Here is a 17,291-nt window from a genome sequence, read left to right on the forward strand (position 1 = left end):
CCGCCGTGTCCGACCGGACCGGCTCCGGATGCCGGAGTGCGAGTGCGCGCACTCCGGCACCGGAATCCGTCCCCCGTTTTCCGTGGTCCGATCCTGTCAGCCGACGGGCTGTCGGCGCATTGCCGGATCCCGGCAATCTTTATGCTTCCTTAATGCCGGTGCCGTCGCCGGGCCGTGGTCTGACAGGGTGGATGGCACAGGCGTTAAGAACGCGTCAGGACGGATCAGGAAGCCGGGGGGCTCGGATGACGGAGCGGACGACGACAGGCCGGACGACGGATCCCGCGATGGTCCAGGAGTATCTGACCGGCTACGACCGGATCCTCTCGGACGTCGCGGCGACCGGGCGCCGCCTCACGCGTGACGAACTCGACTCACGCCGTGCCCTGGGCGAGCAGGCCGCCGAGGCCGGGCACGGCTTGCGCGCCCTCGTCAGCGGGCATCTGACCGCCACCCGCGACGCCTGGCCCGTCTCCTCGGCCGACACGGTGTCCGCCCACAGCGTGCTGGCCGCGGTCGAGCAGGCCGTCGACGCGTTCGCCGAGGGGTACGAGCGGGCGCAGCGGCTCGCCGTACGCCGTGAGGAGGCGTCCCGGCGCGAGTTCATCGACGACCTGCTGCACGGGCGCAGCGACCTCGGGCGGCTCGCCGAGCGGGCCGGGCGGTTCGGGCTCCAGCTCTCCCACGCGCACGCGGTGGCGGTGGCCGTGGGGGAGACCGCGTACGCGGAGACCGACCCGGTCACCCGCGGCGTCGAACTCGCCCTCGTCTCGCGCTTCGGCGACCGCCGCATCCTGCTGACCACCAAGGACGGGCGGCTGATCTGCGTGGCGCCCGCCGACCAGGGTGACGTCCTGACCTACTTCGCCAAGCAGGCGCACGCGGCGACGGACGGCGGGCGGGTGGCCATCGGGCGCGCGCGTCCGGGGGCGGGCGGTGTCGTGCAGTCGTACGAGGAGGCCCTGAGCGCCCACGACCTCGCCGAGCGCATGGCGCTGGATGAGCCGGTGCTGCGGGCGGCCGACCTGCTGGTCTACCCGGTGCTCAGCCGGGACCGGGAGGCGATGTCGGATCTCGTGCGCAGCGCGCTCGGCCCTCTTACGGAGGCGCGCGGCGGAGCGGGGCCCCTGCTCGACACCCTTTCGGCGTACTTCGACGCGGGGTGTGTGGCGGCCGAGGCGGCGCGGCGGCTCAATCTGAGCGTGCGCGCGCTGACGTACCGGCTGGAGCGCATACACAAGCTCACCGGGGCGGACCCGGCGCAGCCGTTCCAGCGCTACACGCTCCAGACCGCGGTGATCGGCGCGCGGCTGCTGGACTGGCCGGCGAAGGAACTCTGACCGTTCCCGTACGCGACGGCGCCAGGCACCATGGAGAGGGCCCGCCGCTTCCCGTCGCGGCGCCGGCCACCTCCGAGGTCGGACAGGAGATCGCACGATGACCGAGCGCAAGCCACCAGGCGTCGACTTCGAGACGTGGGTGGACAGACAGGTCCGGGAGGCCGCGGAGCGCGGCGCCTTCGACAATCTGCCGGGCGCCGGCCGGCCGCTGGCGTCTCTGGACGCCCCGTACGACGAACTGTGGTGGATCAAGGGAAAAATGGAGCGGGAGGGAATCTCTCACCTGCCGCCGACGCTCAGACTCCGTAAGGAGGTCGAGGACGCGGTCGCCGCCGCCCGCGAGGCGGCGTCCGAAGCGCAGGCGCGGCGGATCATCGCCGACATCAACGAGAAGATCCGCGCCGCGACCGCCAGGCCGCCGGCCGGGCCGCCGCTGAACAAGCGGCCCTTCGACGCGGAGGAGATCGCCGCCGAGTGGCGGGAGCGACATTAGTCACTCTCAGTCACTCTTCCGGGTACTCCCATTCTGTTTGCCATTCCTTTACCATGATGTTCCGTCCCTTCGGCCGACCACGGCGGGGACGCCCCGACCGACCAAGAAGGAAGCAGCAGTTCCACGATGGAGCCTCCTAGTACCAGCCGTGCCATTCACCCTCCGCAGCATCTGACCGGCGGAGCGGGGGTGGCACGGTGACCGAGATCTTCCTTCTCCTGATCGCTCTCGGGCTGACCCTCGCCTGCGCCGTTTTCGTCGCCGCCGAGTTCTCCCTCACCACGGTCGAGCGCGACAGCCTGGAGCGCGCCGCCGCGGCCGGTGAGCGCGGCGCCGAGGGCGCCCTGAAGGCCGTCCGGCGCCTCACGTTCCAGCTCTCCGGCGCCCAGCTGGGCATCACCGTCACCTCACTGGTCATCGGCATGCTCGCCGAGCCGTCCATGGCCGTGCTGCTGCGCGGCCCGCTGATGGCCGTCGGCCTCGGCTCGGCCGCCTCGGTGGTCGCCACCGTCCTCGGTGTCGTGATCTCCACGGTCGTGCTGATGGTCATCGGCGAGCTGGTCCCCAAGAACTGGGCGATCTCGCGGCCCCTGGCGGTCGCCAAGGTCGTCGCGGGCCCGCAGCGCGGCTTCACCGCCGCCTTCGGCCCGCTCATCAGGCATCTCAACAGCACGGCGAATCGTTTCGTCCGGCGCATGGGCCTGGAGCCCACCGACGAGCTGGCCTCCGCCCGTACCCCCGACGAGCTGATCTCCCTCGCCCGGCACTCCGCCGCCGAGGGAGCGCTGGAGCAGGACTCGGCCGAGCTGTTCGTACGGACGCTGCGACTCGGCGAGCTGACCGCGGAGAACGTGATGACGCCCCGCGTCGACGTCCAGGCGCTCGAAGCCGGCGCGACCGCGGCCGACGCGGCCAATCTGACGCACGCCACCGGTCTCTCCCGCTTCCCCGTCTACCGCGACAGCCTGGACGAGGTGATCGGCACGGTCCACATCCGTGACGTCCTCGCCCTCGAACCGGAGCGGCGCGCCCGCGTGTCCGTCACCGAGCTGGCCAGCGAGCCGCTGCTGGTGCCGGACACCCTGACCGCCGACCGGCTGCTGGACCGGCTGCGCGCCGCGCGCACGATGGCCGTGGTCATCGACGAGTACGGCGGCACCGCCGGCGTGGCCACCATGGAGGACATCGTCGAGGAGGTCGTCGGCGAGGTACGCGACGAGCACGACCCCGTCGAGACCCCCGACCTGCTGCCCGCGCCGCCGACCGCGGACGGGCTCGCGACCTGGGAGGCGGACGGCAGCGTACGGATCGACGAGCTGGCACGGATCGGACTGGTCGCCCCGGAGGGGCCGTACGAGACCGTCGCCGGACTCGTCGCCGCCCGCCTGGCGCGCATCCCCGTCCAGGGCGACACCGTCGAACTGGACGGCTGGCGGCTCGACGTCCTGGACATCGAGCACCACGTCGCTGAGCGCGTGCACATCACCGAGCCGGCGCGGGTCGCCACGGAGGAGTCCGACGCGGAGCCGTACGCGGCGTCCGGCCGGGTGCCCCACGCCGGGGTGCCCGCCGAACGCGGCGCCGCGCCCGGCACCGTGACCGACACCGACGATTCCTCGCGCCAGTACGCCGGAGAAGCCCGATGACCACCCTGCAACTCACCATCGGCGCCCTGACGCTGCTCACCAACGCGTTCTTCGTCGGCGCCGAATTCGCCCTGATCGCCGTCCGCCGCAGCCAGATCGAGCCGCACGCCCGCAAGGGCGACAAGCGCGCGCACACCGTGCTGTACGGGCTGGAGCACCTGTCGGCCATGATGGCGACGGCCCAGCTCGGCATCACCGTCTCCTCGCTGGTCCTCGGTGCCGTGGCCGAACCGGCCATCGCGCACCTGCTGGAGCCCGGCTTCGAGGCGGCGCGGGTCCCCGAGGCCCTGGTGCACCCGATCGCGTTCGTCATCGCGCTGACCGTGGCCACGTATCTGCACATGCTGTTCGGCGAGATGGTCCCGAAGAACATCGCGCTCGCCGCGCCCACCAAGTCGGCGCTGCTGCTCGGCCCGCCGCTGGTCGCCCTGACCCGCGCGCTGCGTCCGCTGATCTTCGGCATCAACGCGTTCGCCAACGTCCTGCTCCGGCTGATCAAGGTCGAGCCCAAGGACGAGGTCGCCGCCGTCTTCAACGACGACGAACTCGCCCGTATGGTCGCCGTCTCCAGCCAGGCCGGACTGCTCTCCCCGGCCGACGGCGAACGGCTGCGGGACGCGCTGGAGCTGGGCACCCGCCCGGTCGGCGAACTCCTCGTACCGCTGCGCCGGATGGTCACCGTCGACCACCGGGTGACGCCCGAACAACTGGAGCGGATCGCGTCGTCGGCCGGCTTCTCGCGGATCCCGGTCACCGGGCCCGCGGGCGCCGTCCTGGGTTACCTGCACATCAAGGACACCCTCGGCGTCGCCGACCGCGCCAAGCCGTTCCCGCGCGCGGCGCTCCACGCGGTGACGCGGGTCCGGATCGACACCCCGCTGGACGACACGCTCACCGCGCTGCGCGCGGCGGACAGCCACCTGGCGGCGGTGACGGGCGAGGCGGGCACGGTGCTCGGCTTCGTGACGATGGAGGACGTCCTCGGCGAACTGGTGGGGGGCCCGGCGCCTGCGCTGTGACGGCGCGTTCGCCGGTGCGCGCGGCCCGCGAGCCCGCGGGCGGTGTCCTCAATCGCCGGACGGGCTTGAAAAGCCCGTCCGGCGATTGAGGACGAACCGGAACCCCCTAGGGGGAAGCGCTCCCCAGCGGGCGGCCGCCCCGGAGGTTCCAGCGGGCGTCGCGGCCGCTCAGCTCCGTCGCCGTCAGCGGCAGTACGTCGATCCGCCAGAACACCCCCGCGGGCGCCCCGATCGCGTGCACCGTCAGCGCGCGTACGACATCGGGCTCGGCCACCGCGACGACGCGCGCGCCGTCGGCCAGCGCGTCGAGCCAGCGGCCCACGCGGGTGTGCAGCTCCTGAAGCGACTCCCCGCCGTGCGGGGCCGCCGCCGGGTCCGCCAGCCAGGCGGCGACCGCCTGCGGCTCCGTGGCGGCGACCTCGTCCAGCCGCATCCCGCCCCAGCGGCCCATCGCGCAGGTGCGCAGCTCCGGCAGGGGCTCGGCGACCAGCCCCAGCGCCTCGGCGGTCTGCTCGCAGCGCAACGACGGGGAAGCGAACACCAGTTGTCCGGCCACCGCGCCCCGTGCCGCCCCCGCCTGCCGCAGCCCCGCCTCGTCCAGCGGACCGTCAGCGAAGCGCGCCTCGCGCAACGCGGTGTTCAGCGCCGGTGAGATCAACGTCACGCGTGTGGTCACAGGGCTCTCCAGGGTCGCGGCGGGGCCGGTCCCGTACCGGGGGACCACCGGGGCTCCGGACGATTCGTCCTCTTGGCCCGCCTGCCCGATCGCGGTACGTTCACGTCGATATCACGACGGCGGGACGGAAGTCCGGTGAGATTCCGGCACGGTCGCGCCACTGTATGCCGAGCGGTCACCGCGTACGCGCGCGGAGACGGCCCGGTGAGTCAGACCCGATCGTCGTCGTGCGAGCTCCACTGAACGGGACGCGAGTTCCCAAGGAGGTTGTGCCGTGGCTGAGTCCATCGTGCCCCCGGCCGTTTCGCCCACCGCATCAGCGATATCCCCCCTGACTCCCCTGCCCCTGCGGGCGGTTCTGCCGTGGGTGGTCTTCGTGGGCACGCTGATGCTGGTGCTGCTGTACTTCGTCGGCGCCGAACAGGGCGCGACATCCGTCTTCTCCGGGGCGGGTGTGCACGAGTGGGTGCACGACGGCCGTCATCTGCTCGGCTTCCCCTGCCACTGATCCCGCCATGCAGACATCCACGAGCACACCCATGTCCACATCCACATCCACATCCACGTCCACCGTGAGAACCCTTCTGGTCCGCGGCATGCTCGCGGGCGTCGTCGCCGGGCTCCTCGCCTTCGCGCTCGCCTACGTGGTGGGGGAGCCGTCCATCGACTCCTCCATCGCGCTGGAGGAGTCGCAGTCCGCCCCGGCGCATGAGCACGGCGACGCGGCGCCCGCGCCCGCCGAAGAGGAGGAGCTGGTCACGCGGCCGATCCAGTCGACCTTCGGTCTCGCCACCGGCGTCCTCGTCTACGGAGTCGCCCTGGGCGGCATCGCCGCACTGGCCTTCGCCCTCTGTCTGGGCCGGGTCGGCCGCCTCCGGCCCCGGGCGACGGCCGCCCTGGTCGCGGGCGCCGCCTTCACCACCGTCTATCTCGTGCCGTTCCTCAAATACCCGGCGACCCCGCCCGCCGTGGGCAATCCCGACACCATCGGCAAACGCACCACCCTGTTCTTCCTGATGATCGTGCTCAGCGTGCTGATCGCGGTCGTCGCCGTCATCGCCGGGCGGCGGCTCGCGCCGAAGCTGGGCAACTGGAACGCGACCGTCGCGGCCGGCGGCGGCTATGTGGTGGTCATGGCCGTGGCCTGTCTGCTGCTGCCCGCCAACACCGACGCCGTGAAGGAGACCTTCCCCGCCGCTCTGCTCTGGGAGTTCAGACTGGCCTCGCTGGCTGTCCAGGCTCTGCTGTGGACGGCGTTCGGGCTGATCTTCGGCGCGCTGGCGGAGCGCGTACTGCGTCCCCCGGACACCCGGGCAACCGGGCAGGACCCGGAAGCCGTGACGGGCGCGTCCCCGGCACGTACCGGCTGACCCCGGAAGTCGTCCGCGTCTTGTGCCCGGCAGGAATCCCTGCCGGGCACAAGACGTGTATGGGCCATCCGTGTATGAGATCCGTCAAACGCGCCCCCAGGTCCGTATGGGACCCGTCAACGTCGGTCGCGTTCCCGAAAAAAGAGGTTCTCCTCTAGAGGTCCGAGTAATTCCGACCTCATTCAGGAGCTCACGATGGCCGATGTGGCCTTCGTCGTCACCACGATCGCGCTGTTCGCGCTGGTGGCATTCGTTGCCAAGGGGGTGGCGAAGCTATGACCGCGGAGAACATCGTCGGTCTCGTCGTCGCCGTCGCCCTGCTGGGCTATCTCGTCCTCGCCCTTCTGTACCCGGAGAGGTTCTGAGCCCTGATGAGCCCCGTCCTCGCCGGTGTGCTCCAGCTGCTCGCGCTCATGGTGGCGCTCGCTCTGGCATACCGCCCGCTCGGCGACTACATGGCCGGTGTCTACTCCTCCCCGAAGCATTTGCGGGCCGAGAAATGGATCTACCGTGCCATCGGCGCCAATCCCGCCGTCGAGATGCGCTGGCCCGCCTATCTGCGCGGAGTTCTCGGCTTCTCTCTGGTGAGTGTTCTCTTTCTCTATCTGCTGCAACGGATCCAGGGTTCGCTCCCCGGTTCGCTCGGTTTCTCGTCGATCGATCCGGACCAGGCGTTCAACACAGCCGCCTCGTTCGTCTCCAACACCAACTGGCAGTCCTACTACGGCGAACAGGCCATGGGCCATGTCGTGCAGACCGGCGGCCTCGCGGTGCAGAACTTCCTGTCGGCCGCCGTGGGCATGGCCGTCGCGATCGCGCTCGTACGGGGCTTCGCCCGCTCCCGCACCGGTGAACTCGGCAACTTCTGGGCCGACATGGTGCGCGGCACGATCCGTATCCTGCTGCCGATCGCGCTGGTGGGAGCCGTACTCCTGGTCGCCTGCGGGGCGATCCAGAACTTCGCGGGCATTCACCCGGTCGGTCAGTTCATGGGCGGCAGCCAGCAGTGGAACGGCGGCGCCGTCGCCTCGCAGGAGGCCATCAAGGAGCTGGGCACCAACGGCGGCGGTTACTTCAACGCCAACTCCGCCCACCCCTTCGAGAATCCCAACGGACTCTCGAATCTCCTTGAGATCTTCCTGATCCTCCTCATTCCCCTCTCGCTCACCCGGACGTTCGGCCGGATGGTCGGCAGCGTCAAGCAGGGTTACGCGATCCTCGCCACGATGGTGACGATCTGGATCGTCTTCACCGCGCTGATGATGTGGACCGAATTCCACCACGGCGGCCCGGCGTTCGACATCGCCGGCGGTGCGACGGAGGGCAAGGAGACACGGTTCGGAATCGGCGCGTCGTCCATCTTCTCGGTCGCGACGACACTTACCTCAACCGGTGCGGTGAATTCGTTCCTCTCCTCGTACACCGGTTTCGGCGGCGGAATCGCCATGCTCGGTATGCAGTTGGGCGAGATCGCGCCCGGCGGTGTGGGCTCCGGACTCTACGGAATCCTCATCATGGCCGTCATCGCGGTGTTCCTCGCGGGTCTCATGGTCGGCCGTACGCCGGAATACCTGGGCAAGAAGATCGGCACCCGCCAGATCAAATTCGCCGCGTGCTACATCCTCATCACCCCGGCCCTGGTGCTCTGTTTCACCGGTGTGGCGATGGCCATGAACACGCCCGCGAATTCGATGACGAACAGCGGCGCGCACGGATTCTCCGAGATTCTGTACGCCTATACGTCGGGCGCCAACAACAACGGTTCGGCGTTCGCCGGGCTCAATGCCGACACCCAGTGGTTCAACACCTCGATCGGTATCGCGATGCTGCTCGGCCGCTTCCTCCCCATGGTGTTCGTGCTGGCGCTGGCCGGCTCGCTCGCCGAGCAGAGACCGGTGCCGATGACCGCGGGCACCCTGCGTACCGACAAGCCGCTCTTCAGCGGGCTGCTCGTCGGCACGATCATGATCGTCGCCGGTCTGACCTACTTCCCGGCGCTCGCGCTGGGACCGCTCGCCGAAGGACTCGCGTCATGAGCACTGCCACATCCGCCCCCACGCCCGACCCCGGCTCGGGTTCCGGCTTCGGTACGGGGCCCGGCCCCTCGCGGGCGCCGCACTCCGACGTACCGACCTCGCACCGGCCCGACGGCGACGGGCGCGTCGGCGGCGGCCTCTTCGACCCCCGGCAGCTCGTCAAGTCCCTCCCCGACGCGCTGCGCAAGCTCGACCCCCGGGTGATGGTCAAGTCACCCGTGATGTTCGTGGTCGAGATCGGCTCGGTGTTCACCACCGTGCTGGCGATCACGAACCCGGGCGAGTGGTTCGGCTGGGCGATCGCCGCCTGGCTCTGGCTGACGACGATCTTCGCCAACCTCGCCGAGGCCGTCGCCGAGGGCCGGGGCAAGGCGCAGGCCGACACCCTCCGCAAGGCGAAGACCGACTCCGTCGCACGGCGCCTGACCGGCCGGGGCGCGGAGCCCGTAAAAGAAGAACGCGTGCCCGGCACCGAACTGCGCGTCGGCGACCTGGTGGTCTGCGAGGCCGGCGACATCATCCCCGGTGACGGCGATGTCGTGGAGGGAGTCGCCTCCGTCGACGAGTCCGCCATCACCGGTGAGTCGGCCCCCGTCATCCGCGAGTCGGGCGGTGACCGCAGCGCGGTCACCGGGGGCACGAAGGTCCTCTCCGACCGTGTCGTCATCAAGATCACGACCAGGCCCGGCGAGACGTTCATCGACCGGATGATCGCCCTGGTCGAAGGCGCGGCTCGGCAGAAGACACCCAACGAGATCGCGCTGAACATCCTTCTCGCCTCCCTCACCATCGTCTTCCTGCTGGCCGTCGTCACCCTTCAGCCGTTCGCGGTCTACGCGGGCGCGCGGCAGTCGGTGATCGTGCTGACCGCGCTGCTCGTCTGCCTCATCCCCACCACCATCGGCGCGCTGCTCTCGGCCATCGGCATCGCCGGCATGGACCGGCTCGTGCAGCGCAACGTCCTGGCCATGTCGGGACGCGCCGTGGAGGCGGCCGGTGACGTCTCGACGCTCCTGCTGGACAAGACCGGCACGATCACGCTCGGCAACCGGCAGGCCGCGGGCTTCCTCCCGGTGGAGGGCGTCACCGCCGTCGAACTCGCGGACGCCGCGCAGCTCTCGTCGCTCGCCGACGAGACACCCGAAGGCCGCTCGGTCGTGGTCCTGGCGAAGGAGAAGTACGGCCTGCGGGAGCGCAGGCAGGGGGAGTTGGGCCAGGCCGACTGGGTGCCGTTCACGGCGCAGACCCGGATGTCGGGCGTGGACCTGACGGCGCGGGAGCCGGGTGAGGAGCCGGGTGAGGAGGCCGGAGCCGTACGCAGGATCCGCAAGGGCGCGGCCGGTTCGGTGGCCGCGTGGGTCGAACAGCGCGGCGGCCGTGTCGCGCCGGACGCGCACACCCTCACCGACCGCATCTCCGAGGACGGCGGAACGCCGCTGCTCGTCGCCGTCGACGACGGGCGCGGGGCGCGGGTCCTGGGCGTCATCCACCTCAAGGACGTCGTCAAGGAGGGCATGCGGGAGCGGTTCGAGGAGCTGCGCCGCATGGGCATCAAGACCGTGATGATCACGGGCGACAACCCGCTGACGGCGCGGGCCATCGCGGACGAGGCGGGCGTGGACGACTTCCTCGCCGAGGCCACGCCCGAGGACAAGATGGCGCTCATCAGGCGTGAGCAGGCGGGCGGCAAGCTCGTCGCGATGACCGGCGACGGTACGAACGACGCCCCCGCACTGGCCCAGGCGGACGTCGGCGTGGCCATGAACACCGGTACCTCGGCCGCCAAGGAGGCCGGGAACATGGTGGACCTGGACTCCAACCCGACCAAGCTCATCGAGATCGTCGAGATCGGCAAGCAACTGCTCATCACACGCGGTGCGTTGACGACGTTCTCGATCGCCAACGACGTCGCGAAGTACTTCGCGATCATCCCGGCCATGTTCGCCGTCGTTTATCCGGGCCTGGACAAGCTCAACATCATGAGCCTGTCGTCGCCCGAGTCGGCGATCCTCTCGGCGGTGATCTTCAACGCGCTGATCATCGTCGCGCTGGTGCCGCTGGCCCTGCGCGGTGTGCGGTACCGCCCGATGAGCGCGGACCGGATGCTGCGGCGCAACATCGGGATCTACGGCGTGGGCGGTCTGATCGCCCCGTTCGCCGGTATCAAGATCATCGATCTCCTCATCTCACTCATCCCCGGAATCGGTTGATGTCCATGAACACCTCGATCCGAAGCACCGCACGGCTCCTCGGAGCCGGGCTGCGCGCCCTGCTCGTCCTGACCCTCGTCTGCGGCGTGCTCTACCCGCTCGCCGTCATGGGCGTCGGACAGGGCCTCTTCAACCACCAGGCCAACGGCTCCGAGATCACCTCGGACGGCAGGGTCGTCGGCTCCGAACTCATCGGCCAGCGCTACGACCTGCCCCTGAAGAAGGGCGAGGAGACCCCGGCGCCCGACCTCAAGTGGTTCCAGCCCCGCCCGTCCAACGGTCTCGGCACCAACACCGTCAACACGCAGTACCGACTGATCCTCTCCGGAGCCACCAACAGGGCAGGGGACAACGAGGAGTTGATCCGGTGGGTGAAGGACGCGAAGGCGGCCGTCATCAAGGACAACTCGGTGAACGGCTACCAGGTCAGGCCCTCGGACGTGCCACCCGACGCGGTCACCTCCTCCGGCTCGGGCCTGGACCCGGCGATCTCCCCGGAGTACGCCCGGATCCAGGTGCACCGGGTCGCGGAGCTGAACGGCCTGAGCGTCGAACAGGTCGAGAAGCTGGTGAACGAGCACACGGACGGCCGGATCCTGGGGTTCGTGGGGGAGCCGAGGGTGAACGTGCTCGAACTGAACATCGCGCTGAAGGCGCTGGAGAAGGGCTGACGGCTGTCTCCTGTGCCTCATCCGCCCCGCCGGCCACTCGCCACACAGCGTGCTCCATATCGTCACCGTGTGCGATGGCCGTGCGGGGCTCGGGCGGTTACTCTGCATGTCCGTTGATCAGGTAACTGCCGTCCGGGGGGCTGGCGATGCGGCGTGGGCTGTTGCTGTGCGTCTTCACGGGACTGCTCCTGCTGTCGGGGCTCGGTACGGCCCATGCGGCGCCGCCCGCGGAGGACGGCTGTCTGTCCGGGCAGTTGAAGACCGCGCGGGTCTCCACCTCCGTACGGCTCAAGCACGACGGCGAGACGTACACCAAGGCGCGGGCCGATCTCGTCGTACAGGTGCCGAAGTCCTGGAAGCTCGCCGGGAATCTGCTGCTGAACGGCGACACCGAGCCCTACCGGTCGGCCATGCGCTGCGTGTTGCGCAACCCGGACGACCCCTATCCGTACCGGAACACCGAGGCCCGGCCCGGGCCGCCCGAAGTGACGGTCCAGGAGAAATGGATCACCGTCCGGCACCGTGCCGTCACCTATGTGAACGACATGCGCGAGCGGCACTTCGGACCCTGGCGCATCACCGCGGGCAAGCGGTTCTGGACGCTGGCCCTGATGCGTCCGCCCGCGCTCGACTCGGCGTGGTGGCAACGGATCTCGGTCGATCTCGGCGGGCGCTCGGCCCGCACCATCTCCCCCACCCCGGGTGAGGGCACCGCCACCCGGCTGACCTGGCTGCGGGACAAGGCCGGGGGCGAGCCGCCCGAGGTGCGGATCGTCGTACAGCCGCCGGCGACCAAGGCGCTGATCACGAGATGGAGCGGCAAGCCCTGGTACGTACTGCCGTCCCTGGCCTGGATGTCCTGGGACGTCGTACTCGTCCCCGTACTGCTGCTGGTCGTGGTGCGCAGGCTGCGCCCCACCCCCGCCTCGTCCCCGGCGACGCCCGCCGAGGAGGCGACCTGGCGCAACCTCCGCCTGTGGACGTACGTGTCGTTCGCGATGGCGCTGGTCTACGAGCTGGACGACCTGCTTCCCAGCCTCGCCGGGGACTACGGGATCCTCCCGTGGTGGCCGGAGAACCGGATCGCCGTTCACCTGGCGATCACCGCGGTCGGCGGCGCCGCGCTCTGTCTGTTCGGCAGGCCCCGGATCGACGCGTGGATCGCCGTCCTGACGGCCACCGCGTTTCCGGTGGTCATGGCGAGCGAGCCCCAGTGGTTCGGGCTGCCGGGCGGCTTCTGGCTCAGTGAGCACAACGTGACCGAGGTCGAGGAACTGCTGCGGACCGGCGGGTTCCTCTGGCTCGCGCTCGCCTGCGCCTGCGTCGCCTTCGTCTGGCTGGTGGCCGCCGTGTCGATGGCGGAGCGGCTGCGCGCCGCGCCCGGCCTGACCGTGCCGGGGACCACCCAACGAGGCCGTTTCCCCTGGTGGGTGCTGGTTCTCTGCGCCTTCCTCGCGGCCGCGATCGTGGCGCTCGCCGTATGGGCCAAGCAGAACGTGTGGGAGCAGGAGGCCTGGCTCGGGATCGGCGGGGGCGACGAGTTCTACGACCGCTGGCACCTCGCCAACATCCACAACTCGCTCGCGTGGTTCCCCTCCGACTGGCCGGACTGGTTCTCCGTCTGGACGGGGTGGCTCATCCGTATCACGGTGCTCCTCGCCGTACTCGCCGCCCGGTCCAAGGCGCCCGGCGCCAACCCGGTCGCACCGGGCGCCCCGGAACTCCTCGTCCTCACCGTGCTGTTCGTGACGTCGGTCGCGCCGATCCCCGGCTGGTACGTGGGCCTGGGAGCGTACGTCCTGGACGTACCACTGATCCTGTTCGCCGGATGGCTCCTCCTCTCCCTGGGGCGCCGCCGCTCGGTGCTGTCCCAGAAACTCCCGGCGGGCGCGCCGCTGCGCGAGGTGATACGGGAGCCGGACCGCCAGTGGCTGGTCGCGTCCGCCCGCAGATACCGCGACCTCCACCTGCAACTGCGCCGCTGGGAGCAGGGCGACCAGGAAGGCGAACGGACCGAACTGGAGACCAAACTGGACGACCTGCACCGCTGGAACCCCGGCGACGCCACGTCCGCGCACGCCGGTGAGAAACTCCCGGACTCGGTCGACGCGATAGAACTGGTCCTGGCCTGGGGACCGAGGGACACCTGGTGGCGCAACGCCTGCCGCGCCGCGTTCCTCGCCGCGGTCATCGGCCTGCCCGCCACCGCCGTCTCCTTCTGGGCGAACCAGGTGCGCGGGCCGCTCTGGGGCGACATCCCCAGAGACCAGTTCGGGATCGTCAACCTCCTTCAGGCCGTGCTCGGTTCGGAGGTGATCTGGGCGGCGGCCGGGTTCGTCCTGGGCGCGCTGTGGCGCGTACTGCCCGGCCGCCGGGGCCCGTCGAAGGCGCTGGGACTCTCTCTTGTGTACGCGGCCCCGGTCGGCCTGTACTGGATCCTCAGCCGCGCCGTCGACGAGCCCTTCGGCACCTGGGGCCTCGACCTCGCGCTGACCCTGCTCGTCCTCACCACGACCGGGGTCGCCATGGACATCGACACCTTCCGCCAGGAGGACCACTACTGGCCGACGAAGGCGGCCCTGCTGCTGTCGATCTACCAACTGCGTACGGCATCGGTGCAACTGGCCTTCTTCGTGGCGCAGATGGTGGCCCTGGTGGGCGTCTGGCAGCAGCTGAAGGGGAACGAACCGATGGTCCTCATCGAACCCCAGATCCCGACGGGCCCGCAGGGCGGCCCGTCGACGGGCGACTCGCCGTAGGCCACGGGGCGGGTCCGGCGTGTGGTGCCGCGTGGTCAGCGCAGCGTCTTCAGCATCTCCGCGGCGAACGGCACGATGTCCGCCGTGCTTCCGCGCAGGGTCTTCCTCGGCCACTCGGGGTCCGCGATCAGCGCGCGGCCGACGGCCACCATGTCGAACTCGTCGCGCTCCATCCGGTCCAGCAGCTCATCGATGCCGGTGACCGCCGAGTCGTTCCCCCGGAAGGCGCCGGAGAACTCACCGTCCAGGCCGACCGAACCGACCGTGACCGCCGGCCTGCCGCTGATCTTCCTCACCCATCCGGCCAGGTTCAGGTCGGAGTCGTCGAACTCGGGCAGCCAGTAGCGGCGGGTGGACGCGTGGAAGACGTCGACGCCGGCCTCGGTCAACGGCGTGAGCAGGGTGTCCAGTTCACCGGGCGTGCGCGCGAGCTTCGCGTCGTAGGTGTTCATCTTCCACTGGGACATACGGAAGAAGAGGGGGAAGGCGTCGGAGACGGCGGCGCGGCAGGCCGCGACGATCTCGGCCGCGAACCGGGTCCGCGCGGCGATGCCGCCACCGTAGGCGTCGGTACGGCGGTTGCTGCCGGCCCACAGGAACTGGTCGATCAAGTAGCCGTGCGCGCCGTGGAGTTCGACGCCGTCGAAGCCGAGACGTTCGGCGGCCGCCGCCGCGTCTGCGAACGCGCCGATGACATCGTCGAGGTCCTTGCGTGTCATGGCGCGCCCCTTGGGCTCACCCGCCAGGGACACACCCGACGGCCCGACCGGCTCCGCCTCCGGCACCGGCGGGGCGCCCTCGGTGCGGGTGACACCCACGTGCCACAACTGCGGGACGATCGCGCCGCCGGCCCCGTGCACGGAGTCCGCGACATCCGCCCACCCCGCGAGCGCGTCCTCCCCGTGGAACCGCGGCACCCGGTCGCTGGTGCCGGCCGACTCGTGGTCGATGTAGGTGCCCTCGGTGATGATCAGCCCCACGCCGCCGACGGCGCGCCGGGTGTAGTAGTCCGCGACGTCCCGGCCCGGGACCCCGCCGGGGGAGAAGCTCCGCGTCATGGGCGCCATGGCGATCCGGTTGCGCGAGGTGAGCCCGCGGACGGTGAAGGGGCGCGCGAGAGTGTCCGCGTTACGGGGATGTGTGGTGTCTGTCACGTCTGGTCCTGTTCAGGTGTTTCAGGGGTGTTCGATTGCTTTCGGGTACGGCCGTGCCCCGGGGTCGCCAACATACGGAGGCTGCCTCGACATTCCGGTTCGGCCCGGTTCCGGCCCGATGTGGCGCAGGTCTCCGGTGCCGGCGGCTCAGTCCGCCAGGCCGTAGAAGCGGATCGGCGAGTTCGGCCTGAAGCCGATGCGCGGGTACACCGGCGCCCCGGCGGCCGTCGCGTGCAGGGTGGCGCGGCTCAGTCCGGTGGCCCGGCCGCCCTCGTACAGCGCCTTACGGGTGACCGCCTCGCCGTAGCCCCTGCGCTCCCACGCGGGGTCCGTCGCGACGAGTGCGACGAAGAGGCGGCCCTCCGCTTCCACGCTCCCGGCGCAGGTCACGGGGACGCCGTCGCGCATGCCGAGGTAGGCGTACACGCGCTCCTTCCACAGCGTGGAGCCGAGCAGCCCGTCGCGGCCGTCCGCAGGGGGGAAGCCGTAGGCGCGCGAGTTGAGGTCGGCGTACGCGCGCAGATGCTCCTCCGTGCGCACGCGCACGAACGTCAGGTCGGGGTGGCTCGGTTCGGGGAGGGGAAGCAGGTTCCCCGCCATGCCGACCCCCGGGAAGGCGTACGCGAGGCCCACCCGCCCGGCCGCCGCCGCGAGCCCCGCGAGCGCCTCCTCGTCGAGGAGATCCTCGAAGACCCACAGAAAGCCGGGCCGCCTCTTGGCCCGCATGAGGTCCGCCGCCTGCCCCAGCCGCTCCCGGACCACCCCGGCGTCCGCGCCGACACCGGTCAGCGCGACACAGTTCCAGAACGCGAACCGGCAGTCGGCCCACCGGACGGCGAGCCCCGGAAGGTCCCGTACGTCCGCCTCCGGGTCCCGGTCGAGCACCATGGCGCGCCAGACGACGGCGAGTTGCTCCACCGATTCGATCGAGTCCACGAGATCCGCCACCGAAACCCCTCACATGGGTGAGTGCGCAAAGAGCTGTCACGGTGGACAACGAGCCCCACGGTGATCGGTGGTGCGAACTCCCTCGGACCGGCACCACGGGAGGCACTGCGACGGCCCGACTCCCGTACGCGGAGACCGGCATGAACGCTCGTCAGGCACCGCAAGGCGGGGCTGAAGGAAGCCGGTTCCGGACCGGTCTCAGCTCACGGCCACACCAAGCAGTACGGCTGGTGCCCCGCCTCGTGCAGCCGGTGGCTGAAGTCCTGCCATTCGTGGAGCAGTTGGTAGACGTTGAATGCGTCCCGCGGGCCGCCGCGGTCCGGGACCGTCGACCAGATGAAGGCCGCCGCGCCCACCGATTCCTCGCCGATGCCGCGCAGTGGGTCCACCACCGTCATCGGGAGTTTGACCACCGCGTAGTCCGGGTGCAGCACGACCAGTTCGAGGGGCGGGACCTTGTTCAGGGGCATGCCCTGGATTCCCGTGAGGACCATCGCGGCTATCGTCTCGGGCTTGATCTTCGTGAACATGCCGCCCATGCCGAGTTCGTCGCCGCCCAGTTCCTCGGGGCGCATCGAAATGGGGACACGGGCCGCCGTCGCTCCGTCCGGGGCGCCGAAGTATTTGTACGTCACCCCCACCCGGCCGCTCCCGCCTCCCTGAGGCCGGTTCTCAGCTCCGCCGACAGGAGGCTGCGCGCGGGCCTCTCGCTCGCGGCGCCGGTGTTTTCCCCGTCGGGCAGGGTCGGGCCCGAGGTCATCGGTACCCTCGCCCAGTCCGCCACCGCGATGCATATCTCCACCCGACCACTCGCAGCCCCGGCCGCGCAACCCGATCATCGTGACAGTGACCTCCCCCACGAACGCCCGGTGAAACACCAGTCCGCAGATACTTCGAAGGCTCTGACACCATGGATTGCGTGAGCTTCCCCTATGACGCCCCAGTTTCGCAGACGTGGGGGCCCTGACG

The 17,291-nt window shown here is 70.4% G+C and carries 15 protein-coding genes and 1 riboswitch; of the genes, 11 read left to right on the forward strand and 4 right to left on the reverse strand.

Annotation, left to right across the window (positions count from 1 at the left end; all coding sequences use genetic code 11):
* Positions 1 to 245: 245 nt before the first annotated feature.
* The 4 genes from GXP76_RS09555 (at position 246) to GXP76_RS09570 (ending at position 4,498) form a co-directional block, all read left to right on the forward strand.
* Positions 246 to 1,340 carry a CdaR family transcriptional regulator gene (locus GXP76_RS09555; protein ID WP_242571013.1) on the forward strand — a complete coding sequence of 365 codons (1,095 nt, stop codon included), beginning with the start codon at positions 246 to 248 and terminating at the stop codon, positions 1,338 to 1,340.
* A gap of 97 nt (positions 1,341 to 1,437) precedes the next feature.
* Positions 1,438 to 1,833 carry a DUF1992 domain-containing protein gene (locus GXP76_RS09560; RefSeq protein WP_242571014.1) on the forward strand — a complete coding sequence of 132 codons (396 nt, stop codon included), beginning with the start codon at positions 1,438 to 1,440 and terminating at the stop codon, positions 1,831 to 1,833.
* 197 nt (positions 1,834 to 2,030) lie between these two features.
* Entirely contained in the window at positions 2,031 to 3,479 is a 1,449-nt protein-coding gene (locus GXP76_RS09565; protein WP_242571015.1) for a hemolysin family protein, read from the forward strand.
* A complete protein-coding gene (locus GXP76_RS09570) occupies positions 3,476 to 4,498 on the forward strand; it encodes a hemolysin family protein (RefSeq protein WP_242571016.1) in 1,023 nt (340 codons plus the stop codon). Before GXP76_RS09565 ends, GXP76_RS09570 begins: the two co-directional genes overlap by 4 nt.
* 106 nt (positions 4,499 to 4,604) lie before the next feature.
* Here the strand turns inward: GXP76_RS09570 and GXP76_RS09575 are convergent, their stop codons facing one another.
* On the reverse strand, positions 4,605 to 5,174 hold the full coding sequence (locus GXP76_RS09575) for a histidine phosphatase family protein (protein ID WP_242571017.1): 570 nt from the start codon (positions 5,172 to 5,174) through the stop codon (positions 4,605 to 4,607).
* Positions 5,175 to 5,300: 126 nt separating this feature from the next.
* Positions 5,301 to 5,389, forward strand: a riboswitch (cobalamin riboswitch).
* Between the two features lie 59 nt (positions 5,390 to 5,448).
* On the opposite strand from GXP76_RS09575, the gene GXP76_RS09580 reads away from it, so the two are divergent.
* The 7 genes from GXP76_RS09580 (at position 5,449) to GXP76_RS09610 (ending at position 14,220) form a co-directional block, all read left to right on the forward strand.
* A complete protein-coding gene (locus tag GXP76_RS09580) occupies positions 5,449 to 5,682 on the forward strand; it encodes a CbtB domain-containing protein (protein WP_242571018.1) in 234 nt (77 codons plus the stop codon).
* Positions 5,683 to 5,713: 31 nt separating this feature from the next.
* Positions 5,714 to 6,544: a CbtA family protein gene (locus tag GXP76_RS09585; RefSeq protein ID WP_242571019.1), complete on the forward strand. Its 831-nt coding sequence runs from the start codon at positions 5,714 to 5,716 to the stop codon at positions 6,542 to 6,544.
* Between the two features lie 275 nt (positions 6,545 to 6,819).
* The gene (gene kdpF / locus GXP76_RS09590; RefSeq protein ID WP_078075662.1) at positions 6,820 to 6,909 is read left to right on the forward strand and encodes a K(+)-transporting ATPase subunit F; all 90 of its coding nucleotides are present in this window, start codon (positions 6,820 to 6,822) and stop codon (positions 6,907 to 6,909) included.
* Positions 6,910 to 6,915: 6 nt separating this feature from the next.
* Positions 6,916 to 8,580 (forward strand): potassium-transporting ATPase subunit KdpA, encoded by a 1,665-nt coding sequence (kdpA, locus tag GXP76_RS09595; protein WP_242571020.1) that lies wholly within the window; start codon positions 6,916 to 6,918, stop codon positions 8,578 to 8,580.
* Entirely contained in the window at positions 8,577 to 10,790 is a 2,214-nt protein-coding gene (gene kdpB / locus GXP76_RS09600; RefSeq protein ID WP_242571021.1) for a potassium-transporting ATPase subunit KdpB, read from the forward strand. Before kdpA ends, kdpB begins: the two co-directional genes overlap by 4 nt.
* A gap of 5 nt (positions 10,791 to 10,795) precedes the next feature.
* On the forward strand, positions 10,796 to 11,461 hold the full coding sequence (locus GXP76_RS09605; protein WP_242571022.1) for a potassium-transporting ATPase subunit C: 666 nt from the start codon (positions 10,796 to 10,798) through the stop codon (positions 11,459 to 11,461).
* A 146-nt stretch (positions 11,462 to 11,607) separates the two neighbouring features.
* Positions 11,608 to 14,220 (forward strand): DUF6185 family protein, encoded by a 2,613-nt coding sequence (locus tag GXP76_RS09610; protein ID WP_242571023.1) that lies wholly within the window; start codon positions 11,608 to 11,610, stop codon positions 14,218 to 14,220.
* Positions 14,221 to 14,255: 35 nt separating this feature from the next.
* Here the strand turns inward: GXP76_RS09610 and GXP76_RS09615 are convergent, their stop codons facing one another.
* The 3 genes from GXP76_RS09615 to GXP76_RS09625 form a co-directional block, all read right to left on the reverse strand.
* Entirely contained in the window at positions 14,256 to 15,374 is a 1,119-nt protein-coding gene (locus GXP76_RS09615; RefSeq protein WP_242571024.1) for an NADH:flavin oxidoreductase, read from the reverse strand.
* Between the two features lie 147 nt (positions 15,375 to 15,521).
* Entirely contained in the window at positions 15,522 to 16,322 is an 801-nt protein-coding gene (locus tag GXP76_RS09620) for a GNAT family N-acetyltransferase (protein WP_242571025.1), read from the reverse strand.
* Positions 16,323 to 16,525: 203 nt separating this feature from the next.
* Positions 16,526 to 17,116 carry a hypothetical protein gene (locus tag GXP76_RS09625; protein WP_242571026.1) on the reverse strand — a complete coding sequence of 197 codons (591 nt, stop codon included), beginning with the start codon at positions 17,114 to 17,116 and terminating at the stop codon, positions 16,526 to 16,528.
* Positions 17,117 to 17,291 lie beyond the last annotated feature (175 nt).

This window comes from Streptomyces sp. NP-1717 (assembly GCF_022695985.1).
Taxonomy (GTDB): domain Bacteria; phylum Actinomycetota; class Actinomycetes; order Streptomycetales; family Streptomycetaceae; genus Streptomyces.